This is a genomic window from Paraburkholderia kirstenboschensis (genome assembly GCF_904848585.1).
Classification (GTDB): domain Bacteria; phylum Pseudomonadota; class Gammaproteobacteria; order Burkholderiales; family Burkholderiaceae; genus Paraburkholderia; species Paraburkholderia kirstenboschensis.
In genome coordinates, this window is the sequence record NZ_CAJHCR010000001.1 from 978,375 (window position 1) to 992,448 (window position 14,074).

Here is a 14,074-nt window from a genome sequence, read left to right on the forward strand (position 1 = left end):
ACGGCAAGCGCCAGGACAGCGCAAGGGGCAGGGGCACGACGGCGCCGAAGCGGCGAATGCCGCGCCGCTTCTGGAGCTCGATCATCTGCATGTGAGTTTCGGCGACACAGTGGCGGTGAACGACGTCACGCTGGCGATCCAGCGCGGCGAGCGCGTTGCGCTCGTCGGCGAATCGGGCTCGGGAAAAAGCGTAACCGCGCTGTCTATCTTGCGTCTGCTGAGCGACGCGCAGGTAAGCGGCTCGATCCGGTTCGACGGCGAGGATCTGCTTGCCAAAAGCGAGCGTGAGATGCGCGGCATGCGCGGCTCGGACATTGCGATGATCTTTCAGGAGCCGATGACCGCGCTCAATCCGCTCTACACGGTCGGTGACCAGATCGCGGAAACGATCGTCGTGCACGACGGCGTGTCGCCGGCGGAAGCCCGCAAGCGCGCGGTCGCGCTGCTGGGCCGTACGGGCATTCCCGAGCCGGGCAAGCGCGTGAACAGCTACCCGCACCAACTTTCGGGCGGACAGCGGCAGCGGGCGATGATCGCGATGGCGCTGGCGTGCCGTCCGCGTCTGCTGCTCGCCGACGAACCGACTACCGCGCTGGACGTGACGATTCGCGCGCAGATCGTCGAGCTGCTCCTCGAACTGCAACGCGACGAAGCGCAAAAGCGCGGCATGGCGGTGCTGCTGATTACGCACGACCTGAACCTCGTGCGGCATTTTGCACAGCGCATTGCGGTGATGGAAAAAGGCGTTCTGGTCGAAAGCGGGCCGGTCGAGCAGGTGTTCGAGTCGCCGCAACATCCTTACACGCAACGGCTGCTGGAAAGCCGGCCGCAGCGCACGGTCGTGCCGGTGCTGCCTATTTCGCCGGTGCTGCTGCAAGCCCGCGACGTTTCCGTCGATTTCAAAACGAAGCTGCCGGGATTCGCGGGCTGGTTCCGGGCCGGGCGGTTCCGCGCGGTCGCAAACGCGAGCGTTTCGGTGCGTCAGGGCGAGACGCTCGGCATCGTTGGAGAATCCGGTTCGGGGAAATCGACGCTCGCCATGGCCTTGCTCGGACTGCAGCGAACAGCGCACGGCGAGATCGAGTTTCAGGGCAGGGCGCTCGCTACCTACCGCGGCGCGGACCAGACCGCGTTGCGTTCGAACATGCAGGTGGTGTTCCAGGACCCGTTCAGCTCGCTTTCGCCTCGTCAGACGATCGAGCGGATCGTCGGCGAAGGGCTGGCGCTGCACCGGCCGCAAATGACGCCGCAAGCGCGGCGCGACAGGGTGGTTGCCGTGCTGCGCGAGGTTGGGATGGACCGGACTGCGCTGCTCCGTTATCCGCATGAGTTTTCCGGCGGCCAGCGCCAGCGCATAGCCATTGCACGGGCGCTCGTGGTCGAGCCGCGGATTCTTATCCTGGATGAACCGACCAGCGCACTCGACGTTTCTATCCAGCAGCAAGTGCTCAAACTGCTCGCCGGGCTGCAACAAAAATACAACTTGGGCTTTGTTTTCATCAGCCACGATCTGGCCGTGATCGGGGCGATGGCGCACCGCGTGGCTGTGATGCAAAACGGTTCTATCGTGGAAAGCGGAGAGGTTGAGAAAATCTTTGCGACGCCCGCGCACCCCTACACTCGAAAGCTCCTGAAAGCGGCATTGGACCGCTGATTTTTCACCCTTTCACCAATTGGGTGCGGGTCTCGATTGTATTTTTCTATTTGTTTTGACATGTGAATACTTACTGGCTAGTATCGACCAAACTTTTTCCGTATCCCACTGATTCTTTAGCAAAAAATACCGACCAATGCAGCACAGAAATTTGACCCAGGCTTGCACGCGCGCCGTCGCCGGGATGTTCATTGGCGTCTTGATCGCAGCAGCTCCCGGCGCTTTCGCCGACGAAGTCAGCAGTTTCAATCAGAATGCCTCATTTTCGCCGAGCAACGCGGCGAACTCATCGTCTTCCTCCAATTCGCAAACGCTCACCGGTAGCGCTGACGGCGGCGCCAGATCGTTCCTGTCCGGCATGGCCGGCAAGGCTGGCGACGTGGTTGTCGGCGCGCTGAACATGATCGGCGTTCGCTACCGCTGGGGCGGCAATACGCCGGACTCCGGGCTGGATTGCAGCGGTTTCGTACGCTACGTGTTCCAGGACACGCTGGGCATGGCGCTGCCGCGCCGCGCCGAGGAAATGAGCCGTGTCGGCGAAAAGGTCCGCGTAAGCGACCTGAAGCCGGGCGATCTGGTGTTCTTCAACACCATGCGCCGCACGTTCTCCCACGTGGGCATCTATATCGGCGACAACAAGTTCGTGCATTCGCCCTCCACGGGCAGCACGATCCGTGTGGACGACATGGATAGCGGCTACTGGGAAAAGCGCTTCACCGGTGCACGCCGGATCGAGACGTCGTACCAGGAGGGCGAAGATCTGCGCAAACGTGTGACTGCGACGATCGGCGGCAATAACTGATTTTTGCTGCGCCGGTGCTTCGGCCACAACAAAAAGCCTGCTTCGTTTGAAGCAGGCTTTTGCGTTTTGGGCGGGTCTATTTCCTGAGTCGACGGCGCTGGAGCCACCCTAAGCCGCTGCGCGGCTCGCGGCCAGCTTGCGTTGCAACTCCGGCATGATCTTCGAGACGGCTTCCTCGCCGGCCAGAATCGCGGCATTGCGCTGCGAGAAGTCGCTGCCGCTCATGGCGGCGAGATTCGGCCGGATGACGATGTCGGCGTATTTGTCGAGCTCATATGCCTTGATGGTCTGGCCCATGATCGTGAAGGTTTGCATGAGCACGTCGAACGAACTGGCCGTCAGGCCGCTTTCGGGGCGCTGCGAGATATCCACGGCGATCACGAAGTCCGCGCCCATCTTGCGTGCGAACGACGCCGGCACCGGGCTCACCAACCCGCCGTCCACATACTCATGCCCGCCGATTTTGACCGGCTCGAAAATCGACGGCACGCTGCACGACGCCCGCACTGCGATGCCGGTATTGCCGCGCTGAAAGAGTATCGGCTGGCCGGTTTTCAGGTCGGTTGCGACTACGCCGAGCGGCTTCGCCATCTTCTCGATCGGCCGATTGTTGAGCGTTGTGTTCAGATAATTCTGCAGCGCGATGCCTTGCAGAAAGCCGCGTGTGCGAAACGGCATGGCCCAGTCGCTAATGGATGCTTCGTCCATGTTCAACGCCAGTTTGTTCAGCGCGAAGCCGTTCATGCCCGACGCGTAAAGCGCGCCGACCACCGACCCGGCGCTCGTGCCGGCCACCAGATCGACCTGGACATTGCGCGCCTCCAGCGCCTTGATCACGCCGATATGCGCGAAGCCGCGCGCAGCGCCGCCGCCTAGCGCAAGGGCGACCCGAATGGGCCGCTGCGGCCTGTCGAGCGGTGGCGTGTTCGGGGTGGGCGCGGCTGTGGCCGTATTCGACGACGACACGCCGTCGATCCTGCTGCCCGCGGTGGTACAGGCGGCGAGTACCGCGGAGGCGGCCGCGAGCGAAAAATTGCGACGGCCGTAACGAGGCGACGAAGGTTTCAACGAGTTCTCCAGCAACGGCGTGTGGGGCGTGTCGGGCGCGTCGAGCGTGTTCGGCGCGAGCGGCCACGTTTCGCCGTGCTCAGGCAAGGGTCAGGGCAAGTGCAAATAGCCGTTCAATGCGCGGATGGCGGCGTCGCCGCTTCAGCGCGCGCACATCATAAATCAAAGCGGCACGTGCGCGGCGGCCGGTAATGAAACGTTGCACAGCCGGTGCCCGTGGCCGTCAATAGCCCGTTCGGACGAGGGCAGGCCGCGCGCTCACGAAAGGTATAATTCGACTTTCGCCTCAATTCCTTCGTGTCCATGCGCGGCAGCCGTCGTGCCGTATGGGCGCGGTTCGCTGCCGCGCTTTACGGGCGATGCTTGCCCTGCGCCGGCGCCAGTCTTCGAGTAACCGCTAATGACCACCTCCGTTCGTACCCGTTTCGCACCGAGTCCCACCGGCTTCATTCACCTCGGCAACATTCGCTCCGCGCTGTACCCGTGGGCGTTCGCGCGCAAGATGAAAGGGACCTTCGTGCTGCGGATCGAGGACACCGACGTGGAGCGTTCCACGACCGAATCTGTGGACGCGATCCTCGAAGGCATGGAATGGCTCGGCCTCGATTTCGACGAAGGCCCGTTCTACCAGATGCAGCGCATGGACCGTTATCGCGAAGTGCTGAAACAGATGCAGGACGCGGGGCTCGTCTACCCGTGCTACATGTCGACGGAAGAACTCGACGCGTTGCGTGAGCGTCAGCGCGAAGCCGGCGAAAAGCCGCGCTACGACGGCACATGGCGCCCGGAGCCGGGCAAGGTGCTGCCCGAGCCGCCGGCGGGCGTGCAGCCGGTGCTGCGCTTCCGGAATCCGCTCACTGGCGTGGTGGCCTGGGACGATGCGGTGAAAGGGCGTATCGAGATCTCGAACGAGGAGCTGGACGACCTGGTAATCGCACGGCCGGACGGCACGCCGACCTACAACTTCTGCGTGGTGGTCGACGACCTGGATATGCGCATCACGCATGTGATTCGCGGCGACGACCACGTGAATAACACGCCGCGGCAGATCAACATTCTGCGGGCGCTCGGTGGTGAAACGCCGGTGTACGCGCACTTGCCGACCGTGCTCAACGAGCAGGGCGAGAAGATGAGCAAGCGCCACGGCGCAATGAGCGTGATGGGTTATCGTGACGCCGGCTATCTGCCGGAGGCGGTGGTCAATTATCTGGCGCGCCTTGGCTGGTCGCATGGCGACGCGGAAATTTTCTCGCGCGAGCAGTTCGTCGAATGGTTCGATCTCGAGCATTTGGGCAAGTCTCCGGCGCAGTACGACCATGACAAACTGAACTGGTTGAACGCGCATTACATCAAGGAAGCGGATAACGCCCGCCTCGCCGGACTCGCGCGGCGGTTCCTCGCGGAGCTGGGTATCGACGAGGCCACCATCGCTCAGGGCGCGGATCTGACGGCGGTCGTGGGCTTGTTGAAGGACCGTGCGTCGACGGTCAAGGAGATCGCGGAGAACGCCGCGATGTTCTATCGCACGCCCGCTCCCGACGCCGAGGCATTAGCGCAGCATGTGACTGACGCTGTGCGCCCGGCGCTCGGCGATCTTGCCGCTGCACTGAAGACGGTGGAATGGACCAAGGAGGCGATCGCCGCTGCGCTCAAGGCAACGCTCGGCGCGCACAAGCTGAAAATGCCGCAACTGGCGATGCCGGTCCGGCTGCTAGTGGCCGGTACGACGCATACGCCTTCGATTGATATGGTGCTGATGCTGTTCGGTCGCGACGTGGTTGTCGGTCGGATCGAGAAGGCGTTGGCATGACGCGTGGAACGGCCAGCAAGTGGTCCCGAGCGCGTTCGCGGACGCATTGAGATTGTTTGCATGCGACTTCGGAAAAAAGTCGCATGCGATTGCTCAAAGGGTATTTACAAAGCGCAAATTGGCCTCTAGAATCTCGTTTCTGTTCTGCAAGGGGGTATAGCTCAGCTGGGAGAGCGCTTGCATGGCATGCAAGAGGTCAGCGGTTCGATCCCGCTTACCTCCACCATCAGAGCAGAGTGAAGTCGTTCCTAACCATGGAACTTGTAGCAAAAAAGACTTCACAAGCAGCAGTATCGTAGTTAAAATAGCGGTCTTCGCAGTTGACGGAATAAATAACTAGCAGTTGGCGTTGCGCTAGTTAATCCGACTCAGCGGCGAGTAAAAGACATGTCTGAAAAGATTATGTCCCCTTCGTCTAGAGGCCTAGGACATCACCCTTTCACGGTGAGTACAGGGGTTCGAATCCCCTAGGGGACGCCAAACATCAGCGTCGTTCGGTTGGAAGTTGAACGGTGCAACCGGTGAGCGAGCGCAGCTTGCTTGCTAGGTGTAAAAATCTGGAGCGGTAGTTCAGTTGGTTAGAATACCGGCCTGTCACGCCGGGGGTCGCGGGTTCGAGTCCCGTCCGCTCCGCCAGATTGGAAAAAGCCCACTTCGAAAGAAGTGGGCTTTTTTTATTTCCGCTGACGGTCCCGCCTGGATATGCTCGGGACAAACAGCCATTGCCAGCGCGCGCGGCCTGTTTTACCGTTGACCCGACTTCTCTTCGCCGTGCCGCCATGTTCGATCCAACCGAAGCTCCGTTACCGTTCCATCTGCGCAAAGCCGGCATGGACGATTTCGAGTTCGCCGAGGCGCTGACTCATAGCAACATGGGCGGCTATTATCAGCGGCATCATCTCGTCTGGCGCGGCGATCTGTTTCTCGGCAGTTGGCGCGAGTCGGAGAATTTCATCCTCGAAATGGACGGCAAGCCGATTGGCGTGCTGCGCATCACGCAGGAAGGCGATTCGCTTCATATCCGCGACGTGCAGATTGCCGAGGGATACAGGCGGCTCGGCGCGGGCACCTATCTGCTGGATATGTCCCACCAATGGGCACGCGAGCGCGGACTGCGCGAACTGCAATTGCGTGTGTTCGTCGACAATCCCGCGGCGCGGCTCTATCAGCGCAAAGGCTATAAGCTGGCCGGCCCGCGGCTTGCCCAGCTTGGCGCGATCCGTCATCTCGCGCGGCGCGTTTGAGCCGCCAGTCGGCGGTTTAGCGCTCCCCGCCGCTCGCCGCGTCCGCGCGGTTCGAGGCGGCCGGCTGGTCGGCATGGTCGTTCAGCTGCGCGTCGTCGCGATTCTCTCCATTTTCCAGTCGATGCTCCGAGCCCCGCTCGATAAACGCACGTGGGCTTTCACCGAACGCGCGCCGGAACATCGCGGAAAAAGCGCTCTGGCTTTGATAGCCCAACTCCTGCGCGACATGCGACAGCGGCCGTCCCTGACTCAGCAGGGGAATCGCCCGCGCGAGAATCGCCTGTTGCCGCCATTGAGAAAAGCTCACGCCAAGCTCCTGGCGAAAGAGACGCGCGATCGTGCGCGTACTCGCTCCCACGCTCGCCGCCCACTGTTCGAGCGATTCACCGGGCGTCGGATCCGCGATTACCGCCTCGCAGAGCGCGCGCAGCCGCTTCTCGTTCGGCATGGGCACCGACAGCGGCAGTGGCTCCGAACGGGTCAGCTCATCTAACGCAAGCGCGCCGAGCAACTGCTCGCGCGCGGGCGAGATGCCGGGCGTGTCCAGCGCGGCGATCACTTCGCGCAGCAGGTTCGAGACTTCGACCACGCGTGGGGCGTCGAGCCCGGCAGGCACCGTGCTTTCGGTGATGTACAGCGTGCGCAGGAACGCGTCTTCGACGGCCACTACTTCATGGGTGACGTGCGGCGGTAGCCATATCGCGCGAGAGGGCGGCACCATCCACGTCGTGCCGGTTGTCGCCACCCGCAGCACGCCGCGCGATGCATACGCGACCTGCGCCCAGGCGTGCGTATGACGCGCGAAGTGAGAACCCATCGGCATGGGGCGCGAACGCACGCGAATAGGATGCGTGTCGTTCGGCTGAAACTCTGGCGGAGTGTCGGTCAAGCTGACGAAGCTGGACCGGTCCGAGCCGGCGTACGGAGTCATGGCAAAAGTCGATTTACGGACCAAAACGCTGCGGGTTCTAGGCCCCAACATGAGCGGATTCTCATTGTAGAGCGTGCATGGTTTCGGACGTTGCATAATGTCCCGATTGACCGACCACCTATTCGAGGAGCACGAACGACGATGCAAACCGTCTTTGTATACGGCACGCTGCGGGCGGGCGAAGTGAACGACATCCGCGAAGCCGCGGCTCGCAATGAAATAGCCGAGCCGAATCTGCTCGGCACGGCCACGGTTCGCGGCCATCTGTTCGACTTCGGTTCGTATCCGGGACTCGTTGTCGACGAGCAGGGCGTGGATGTAACCGGCGATGTTTACGAAATCGACGATGAACTCGTCGCCGTGCTCGATGAGATCGAAGCGGTGTATCCCGGCGTCGAAGATCGCTTTCTGGCCCGTGAAGTGATGGTCAAAGTGGACGGCAACGTCGTGAACTGTCGCTTCTATCCGGTCACGCCTCACGCGGTGAAGGGGCTGCAAGAGATCAAGTCCGGCGATTGGGTCGAGTATCGCGCGACGCGTTGACACGCCCACCACGCGCTCGTATGCGCTGGTATGTGCTTATATGCGCTCCTCGCGCATAAGAAACGGCCCGCCAGGCATGCGCCTGTCGGGCCGTTCAGTTGGTCAATCGTTGCACGCGGTCGTCGTTACAACCCGACGAGCGTTCGCGTTCAGATTTCTTCGTAAAGCGGCAGCGTCAGAAAGTCGGTGAATTGCTCCGACGTCGACATCTCTTCGAAGATTTGAGCCGCGCGTTCGTACGGTTTCGTATCGCCGCCGACGGCCTGCTTCACCTTGTCGAGTTCCTGCACGGCCAGTTCGCGCACCAGCTCAGCAGTCACCTTGCGGCCATCGTCGAGCGTGCCCTTCGGCGAGCGAATCCACTGCCACACCTGCGAGCGCGAAATTTCGGCGGTAGCGGCATCTTCCATCAGGTTGTGGATCGGCACGCAGCCGTTGCCCGCGAGCCACGAGCCCAGGTAGTGAATGCCGACGTTGATGTTGTTGCGCAGACCGGCTTCGGTGATCGGCGCTTCCGGACGGAAGTCCATCAGGTCCGTGGCAGTAACGAGCACGTCGTCGCGTTGTTTGCCGATCTGATTCGGCTTGTCGCCCAGCACCTTGACGAATTCCTCCATTGCGATCGGCACGAGGCCCGGGTGCGCAACCCAGCCGCCGTCATAGCCGTCGCCGGCATCGCGCGCCTTGTCGGAGCGCACGCCGGCCATTGCCTTGTCGTTCGCGGCGGCATCGTTCTTGATCGGAATCAGCGCGCTCATTCCGCCGATCGCCGGCGCGTTGCGGCGATGGCACGTCTTCAGCAGCAACAGCGCATACGCGCGCATGAACGGCGCGGTCATCGTGATCTGCGAGCGGTCGGCGAGACAGAAGTCGCGGTCGGACTTGAACTTCTTGATCGCCGAGAAGATGTAGTCCCAACGGCCGGCGTTCAGCCCCGAGCTATGTTCACGCAGCTCGTACAGGATTTCGTCCATCTCGAACGCGGCAAGAATGGTTTCGATCAGCACCGTCGCGCGAATCGTGCCGCGCGGCACGCCGACCGCTTCCTGCGCCGCGACGAAGATATCGTTCCACAGGCGCGCTTCCAGATGGCCTTCCATCTTCGGCAGATAGAAGTAGGGGCCCGAGCCGCGCGCGACCAGTTCCTTTGCGTTGTGCACCATGAAGAGCGCGAAATCGAAGATGCCGCCCGACACGCGCTTGCCGTCCACCTTCACGTGCTTTTCGTCGAGATGCCAGCCGCGCGGACGCACGATCAGTGTGGCAACCTTGTCGTTCAGCTTATAACTCTTGCCGTTCTGCTCGAGCGAGATCGTGCGGCGTACGGCATCCTTCAGATTGATATGGCCGGTGATCTGGTTGTCCCAGCTGGGCGCATTCGAATCCTCGAAATCGGTCATGTACGAATCCGCGCCCGAGTTCAGCGCGTTGATGATCATCTTGCGCTCGACCGGGCCGGTGATCTCCACGCGGCGGCATTGCAGGTCTTTCGGCAGCGGCGCGATGGTCCAGTCGCCGTCGCGCACGCTCTTCGTCGCGGCGAGAAAGTCGGGACGCTCGCCGGCGTCGAGCCGCTTCGTGCGCTCCGCCCGTGCCTCCAACAACTGCTGACGGCGCGGCTCGAACGTGCGATGCAGCGCGGCGACGAGTTCGAGCGCCTCGCGCGTGAGGATCGCTTCATAGCCCGGCTTGATTTCGGCGGTGATTTCCATGCCCTGCGGCAGCGACAACGATGACAGCGGATTCGCCATGTTTTCTCCTTGGTCGGTCAGATTGCAAAATGCAAAGTTGAAATGCGGTGGTAGTGGATTCAGTTGATTCGATGAGTTGCCGGAGGCGAGCGTCATGCGCCGGGGCTGTGGCGTATGCGGCTCGTTGTGACGTGGGCGCGTCCGGCAAATGTGACGGTCTTCAGAAAAGCCAATAGATCGCTCATGCCCGCACCCGTGCCGTGCGGCGTCACGCCCAGTTCCTCGAGCGGGGCGTTCTGTCGGTTGAGCCAGAACGTCGTGAAGCCGAACCAGGTTGCGCCGGCGACGTCCCAGCCATTCGACGACACGAAGACGATCTCGCGCGGATCCACGTCGAAGGCTTGCGTGCCGAGCGCATAGGCGGCGGGCGCGGGTTTGTATGCGCGCACGGCGTCGACGGAAAGCACATGGTCGAACAGGCCGCTCATACCCGCGCTTTTCACCGCGACGTCGAGCATTTGAGGGTTACCGTTCGACAGAATCGCGAGGCCGGGGCGCGATCCGCCTGACGTGCCAGCCGCAGAGGATGTAGCAGGTGAGGGTCGGGATGCGGATGCCGACACGGGCTTAGAGCCAGACCCAGACCCAGACGCCGCATCCCGCAGCAAACGCAGCGCAGGCACAGCATCGGGAAACGCCGACAGACACGCGTACTCATCCATCAGACGCTTTTCAGCGGTACGGCCGAGCGTGAGTTGAAGCTTTTTCGCGGAGAAGCGCAGAGCGTCGAGCGTGACGTCCCAGAACGGACGGTAGTGCGCGGCGTCGCCGCCGGCATCGGCCAGCGTGCGCAACTGCGTGTATTCGATCTGTTTCTGACGCCACAACTGCGAGAGGGCGTCGCCGCGTCCGGGGAAGATCTGCTCCGCGGCAGCGATCACCGAATGCACGTCGAAAAGCGTGCCGTAGGCGTCGAAAATCACTGCTTTAAGGGAGAGTGTCGTTGTGGCCGACATTGCCGTGCGCTCCTGTCAGAGGTCAGGACGGATTGTATTAGCGCTGCTCTGCGCTAAAAAAGAGGGCAAAGATCACTTGATCTTTTACTTTCATGAACCTAATCTGACGCGCACCGGCCAACTTCGCCGCGCTAACGGCACCCTTCCATGGACCGATTCAAGCAGATCGAGACCTTCGTCACTGTCGCCGCGAAGGGCAGCCTGTCCGCCGCGGCGCTTGCCGAAGGCGTGGCGCCCGCGATCATCGGACGCCGTATCGATGCGCTCGAAGAACGCCTCGGCGTCAAATTGCTGGTGCGCACGACACGCAAGATCACGCTGACCTTCGAAGGCTCGGCGTTTCTCGAAGATTGTCAGCGCATCATTCACGACATGCAGAATGCCGAGGCGAGCGTGTCGGCGGGCGGCGTCAAGGCGAGCGGCCACTTGCGGCTCTCGGCGCCGGCCGGCTTCGGGCGCCGCCACGTCGCACCGCTGGTGCCGGCGTTCACGGTCGCGCATCCGGATGTTTCCATCACGCTCGATCTGTCGGACCGGCTCGTCGATCTGGTCAACGAAGGTTTCGATTGCGCGGTGCGGCTCGGCGAATTGCCCGATTCTTCGCTCGTGTCGCTCAAGCTCGGTGAAAACCGGCGCGTGTGCGTGGCGTCGCCGTCGTATCTGAGCCGGCGCGGCGCGCCGCACAGCCTTGCGGATCTTGCGCAGCACAACTGTCTCGCGCTCGGTGCAAGCGCCAACCAGCAGCGCGGCTGGATGTTCCAGCAGGGCGATAAGGTCGTATCGATCAAGGTGTCCGGCACGATGGAATGCTCCGACGGCGCCGTGCTGCACGAGTGGTGTCTCGAAGGCCACGGGCTCGCGTGGCGTTCGTGGTGGGAAGTCGGCGCGGACATCGCGGCGGGACGCCTCGTGAGCGTGCTCGACGAGTTCGCCGCGCCGCCCATCGGAATTCATGCGGTGTTTCCGCAGCGCCGCCATTTGCCGCTGCGGGTGCGGCTCTTTCTGGATTTTCTCAAGCATACGTATGGCCTTCCGGAATACTGGGGCTGACGCGGCGCAACGGGTTTTCCATATTCGGACAGACCCTCGATGACGGTTTGCGGGAGGTATCCACGACCTACAATCCTTTTGAGGCCAGTACGCAAAGCCTCGGCCGGCGCTGACGCATGTGCTGTTCACGGGCGTGAAAAAAGCGCGGCAATGCCGCGCCGAGCGCAGCCGGCAGGGCGGCTGGACACGGATACGGAGGGCACATGTTCAAGCACATTCTCGTTCCGACCGATGGTTCAGATCTCTCGCGCAAGGCGATGGCCGGCGCAATCGATCTCGCGCAGGCGGTCGGCGCGCGCATCACCGCCTATGCATGTCTGCCGCAATATCCGTACGCGCCGTTCTCCGACATCGTTGTCGAACCGCCGTCCGAGTTTCTCGAACGCAGCGAACGCGAAGCGCAGCAGCATCTGCGCGAAGTGGAACTCGCCGCGAGCCGTGTCGGGGTGGTCGTCGACAGGCGCACCAGCGTGCATCCGGCGCCGTATCTCGGCATCATCGAAGCGGCGGAGCGGGGCGCGTGTGACGTGATCTTCATGGCTTCACACGGGCGTCGCGGTCTGGGCAGCCTGCTGATCGGCAGTGAAACGCAGCGGGTGCTCACGCATACTAAAATCCCGGTGCTCGTGTACCGCTGAACTTTGCGCGCGCTCGTTTCCACAACGTTGCAGCCGACGGCGGGAAGACGCGCCGGCGATGCGCCGGCGCGTCGTCCGTTCGCCGCACAATGCGTTGTGCTGGCTTTCTGTCTAGCCCCCGCCTTGCGAGAACCCGCCATCGGCGCGGCGCAGTAATATGCCGATGCGCCGATGCGCCGATGCGCCGATGCGCCGATGCGCCGATGCGCCGATGGCGAGACTCCTCCCTGTCGACGGCGGAACTCCGGCAAAACCGCTTCGCCGTTGTTCCACCGTCTGTCTGCTGACGTTTCGCGATCGGGCCGCGAGGCCGTTACGCGACTTTCTTGTCGAAGAACTGTTCGTCTTCCGTCGAGCCGTGCAATGCGGTCGTCGATGCTTCGCGCTCGACCGTTTGCGTGACCGCGTCGAAGTAGCCGGTGCCGACTTCACGCTGATGCTTGACGGCGGTGAAGCCCTTCTCCGCGGCGGCGAATTCGGCCTGCTGCATCTCGACGAACGCCGTCATCTGATTGCGGGCATAGCCGTGCGCGAGGTTGAACATCGAGTAGTTCAGCGCGTGGAAGCCGGCCAGCGTGATGAACTGGAACTTGTAGCCCATCGCACCCAGTTCGCGCTGGAACTTGGCGATGGTCGCGTCGTCCAGGTTCTTCTTCCAGTTGAACGACGGCGAGCAGTTGTACGACAGCAGTTGATCCGGGTACTCCTTGTGGATCGCGTCGGCGAATTTCTTTGCGAACTCGAGATCCGGCTTGCCCGTTTCGCACCAGATCATGTCGGCGTAGGGCGCGTAGGCGAGGCCACGCGAAATCGCCTGTTCGAGACCCGGCTTGGTGCGGTAGAAACCTTCGACGGTGCGCTCGCCGGTCAGGAACGGCTTGTCGTTTTCGTCGACGTCCGACGTGATCAGGTCGGCTGCTTCCGCGTCGGTGCGAGCGAGCAGAACGGTCGGCACGCCCGATACGTCCGCGGCGAGACGCGCGGCCGTGAGCTTGGCGACGTTTTCGCGCGTCGGCACCAGCACCTTGCCGCCCATGTGGCCGCACTTCTTGACCGACGCAAGCTGATCTTCGAAGTGCACGCCTGCAGCGCCGGCTTCGATCATCGCCTTCATCAGTTCAAAAGCGTTGAGCACGCCGCCGAAGCCGGCTTCGGCGTCCGCGACGATCGGCGCAAAGTAGTCGATATAGCCTTCGTCGCCGGGATTCTTGCCTTCCGACCACTGGATCTGGTCGGCGCGCGTCAGCGTGTTGTTGATGCGCTTGACGACGAGCGGCACAGAGTTCGCCGGGTAAAGCGACTGGTCCGGGTACATTTCGCCGGCCACGTTCGCATCGCCCGCGACCTGCCAGCCCGACAGATAGATGGCTTTCAAACCGGCTTTGACCTGCTGCATCGCCTGGTTGCCGGTCAGCGCGCCGAGGGAATTGACGAAGGGCTCGGTATTCACGCTATGCCAGAGCTTTTCGGCGCCGCGCTTGGCGAGCGTGTGCTCGACCTGCACGGAGCCGCGCAGACGGATCACGTCCTCGGCGGTGTAGCTGCGCTTGACGCCTTTCCAGCGCGGATCGGTTTCCCATTGCTGTTGAAGTTGGCGGGCTTGTTCTTCGCGCGTCGTCATGATTTG

The 14,074-nt window shown here is 62.5% G+C and carries 12 protein-coding genes and 3 tRNA genes; 10 read left to right on the forward strand and 5 right to left on the reverse strand.

Annotated elements, in window-relative coordinates; genetic code table 11:
* Nucleotides 1-70 precede the first annotated feature (70 nt).
* Nucleotides 71-1,654, forward strand: a complete 1,584-nt coding sequence (locus tag JMY24_RS04425) for an ABC transporter ATP-binding protein (RefSeq protein ID WP_128595336.1) — start codon at nucleotides 71-73, stop codon at nucleotides 1,652-1,654.
* A gap of 136 nt (nucleotides 1,655-1,790) precedes the next feature.
* Complete coding sequence (locus JMY24_RS04430; protein WP_128595330.1) at nucleotides 1,791-2,456, forward strand: C40 family peptidase; 666 nt, start codon at nucleotides 1,791-1,793, stop codon at nucleotides 2,454-2,456.
* 108 nt (nucleotides 2,457-2,564) lie between these two features.
* Here the strand turns inward: JMY24_RS04430 and JMY24_RS04435 are convergent, their stop codons facing one another.
* A complete protein-coding gene (locus tag JMY24_RS04435; RefSeq protein WP_201701587.1) occupies nucleotides 2,565-3,524 on the reverse strand; it encodes a patatin-like phospholipase family protein in 960 nt (319 codons plus the stop codon).
* Between the two features lie 400 nt (nucleotides 3,525-3,924).
* On the opposite strand from JMY24_RS04435, the gene gltX reads away from it, so the two are divergent.
* The 5 genes from gltX (at nucleotide 3,925) to JMY24_RS04460 (ending at nucleotide 6,578) form a co-directional block, all read left to right on the forward strand.
* The gene (gene gltX / locus JMY24_RS04440) at nucleotides 3,925-5,334 is read left to right on the forward strand and encodes a glutamate--tRNA ligase (protein WP_201701439.1); all 1,410 of its coding nucleotides are present in this window, start codon (nucleotides 3,925-3,927) and stop codon (nucleotides 5,332-5,334) included.
* A gap of 150 nt (nucleotides 5,335-5,484) precedes the next feature.
* Nucleotides 5,485-5,560: transfer RNA gene (locus JMY24_RS04445), tRNA-Ala, on the forward strand.
* A gap of 178 nt (nucleotides 5,561-5,738) precedes the next feature.
* Nucleotides 5,739-5,814 (forward strand) — tRNA-Glu (locus tag JMY24_RS04450).
* 79 nt (nucleotides 5,815-5,893) lie between these two features.
* Nucleotides 5,894-5,970, forward strand: a tRNA-Asp gene (locus JMY24_RS04455).
* Between the two features lie 143 nt (nucleotides 5,971-6,113).
* Nucleotides 6,114-6,578 carry a GNAT family N-acetyltransferase gene (locus JMY24_RS04460; RefSeq protein WP_128592648.1) on the forward strand — a complete coding sequence of 155 codons (465 nt, stop codon included), beginning with the start codon at nucleotides 6,114-6,116 and terminating at the stop codon, nucleotides 6,576-6,578.
* 16 nt (nucleotides 6,579-6,594) lie between these two features.
* Here JMY24_RS04460 and JMY24_RS04465 read toward each other — a convergent pair whose 3' ends face one another.
* Nucleotides 6,595-7,509 carry an AraC family transcriptional regulator gene (locus JMY24_RS04465; protein WP_128595329.1) on the reverse strand — a complete coding sequence of 305 codons (915 nt, stop codon included), beginning with the start codon at nucleotides 7,507-7,509 and terminating at the stop codon, nucleotides 6,595-6,597.
* 141 nt (nucleotides 7,510-7,650) lie between these two features.
* On the opposite strand from JMY24_RS04465, the gene JMY24_RS04470 reads away from it, so the two are divergent.
* On the forward strand, nucleotides 7,651-8,052 hold the full coding sequence (locus JMY24_RS04470) for a gamma-glutamylcyclotransferase family protein (RefSeq protein ID WP_128595328.1): 402 nt from the start codon (nucleotides 7,651-7,653) through the stop codon (nucleotides 8,050-8,052).
* A gap of 149 nt (nucleotides 8,053-8,201) precedes the next feature.
* On the opposite strand, the gene aceB is transcribed toward JMY24_RS04470, so the two are convergent.
* Nucleotides 8,202-9,803: a malate synthase A gene (gene aceB, locus JMY24_RS04475; protein WP_128595327.1), complete on the reverse strand. Its 1,602-nt coding sequence runs from the start codon at nucleotides 9,801-9,803 to the stop codon at nucleotides 8,202-8,204.
* 92 nt (nucleotides 9,804-9,895) lie between these two features.
* The gene (locus tag JMY24_RS04480; protein ID WP_128595326.1) at nucleotides 9,896-10,759 is read right to left on the reverse strand and encodes a (S)-2-haloacid dehalogenase; all 864 of its coding nucleotides are present in this window, start codon (nucleotides 10,757-10,759) and stop codon (nucleotides 9,896-9,898) included.
* 147 nt (nucleotides 10,760-10,906) lie between these two features.
* Here JMY24_RS04480 and JMY24_RS04485 point away from each other — a divergent pair, with 147 nt between their 5' ends.
* Both JMY24_RS04485 and JMY24_RS04490 read left to right on the forward strand, forming a co-directional pair.
* On the forward strand, nucleotides 10,907-11,809 hold the full coding sequence (locus tag JMY24_RS04485) for a LysR family transcriptional regulator (RefSeq protein ID WP_201701440.1): 903 nt from the start codon (nucleotides 10,907-10,909) through the stop codon (nucleotides 11,807-11,809).
* 203 nt (nucleotides 11,810-12,012) lie between these two features.
* Nucleotides 12,013-12,447, forward strand: a complete 435-nt coding sequence (locus tag JMY24_RS04490) for a universal stress protein (RefSeq protein ID WP_020065598.1) — start codon at nucleotides 12,013-12,015, stop codon at nucleotides 12,445-12,447.
* Nucleotides 12,448-12,760: 313 nt separating this feature from the next.
* Here the strand turns inward: JMY24_RS04490 and aceA are convergent, their stop codons facing one another.
* Nucleotides 12,761-14,068, reverse strand: a complete 1,308-nt coding sequence (aceA, locus tag JMY24_RS04495) for an isocitrate lyase (RefSeq protein ID WP_027775357.1) — start codon at nucleotides 14,066-14,068, stop codon at nucleotides 12,761-12,763.
* Between the last annotated feature and the right edge of the window lie 6 nt (nucleotides 14,069-14,074).

What these genes read in the sequence shown, in the direction of transcription:
- aceA (WP_027775357.1), bottom strand. Translation starts at nt 14,068, where the DNA reads ATGACGACGCGCGAAGAACAAGCCCGCCAACTTCAACAGCAATGGGAA.
- gltX (WP_201701439.1), top strand. Translation starts at nt 3,925, where the DNA reads ATGACCACCTCCGTTCGTACCCGTTTCGCACCGAGTCCCACCGGCTTC.
- aceB (WP_128595327.1), bottom strand. Translation starts at nt 9,803, where the DNA reads ATGGCGAATCCGCTGTCATCGTTGTCGCTGCCGCAGGGCATGGAAATC.
- JMY24_RS04430 (WP_128595330.1), top strand. Translation starts at nt 1,791, where the DNA reads ATGCAGCACAGAAATTTGACCCAGGCTTGCACGCGCGCCGTCGCCGGG.
- JMY24_RS04480 (WP_128595326.1), bottom strand. Translation starts at nt 10,759, where the DNA reads ATGTCGGCCACAACGACACTCTCCCTTAAAGCAGTGATTTTCGACGCC.
- JMY24_RS04460 (WP_128592648.1), top strand. Translation starts at nt 6,114, where the DNA reads ATGTTCGATCCAACCGAAGCTCCGTTACCGTTCCATCTGCGCAAAGCC.
- JMY24_RS04485 (WP_201701440.1), top strand. Translation starts at nt 10,907, where the DNA reads ATGGACCGATTCAAGCAGATCGAGACCTTCGTCACTGTCGCCGCGAAG.
- JMY24_RS04465 (WP_128595329.1), bottom strand. Translation starts at nt 7,509, where the DNA reads ATGACTCCGTACGCCGGCTCGGACCGGTCCAGCTTCGTCAGCTTGACC.
- JMY24_RS04470 (WP_128595328.1), top strand. Translation starts at nt 7,651, where the DNA reads ATGCAAACCGTCTTTGTATACGGCACGCTGCGGGCGGGCGAAGTGAAC.
- JMY24_RS04490 (WP_020065598.1), top strand. Translation starts at nt 12,013, where the DNA reads ATGTTCAAGCACATTCTCGTTCCGACCGATGGTTCAGATCTCTCGCGC.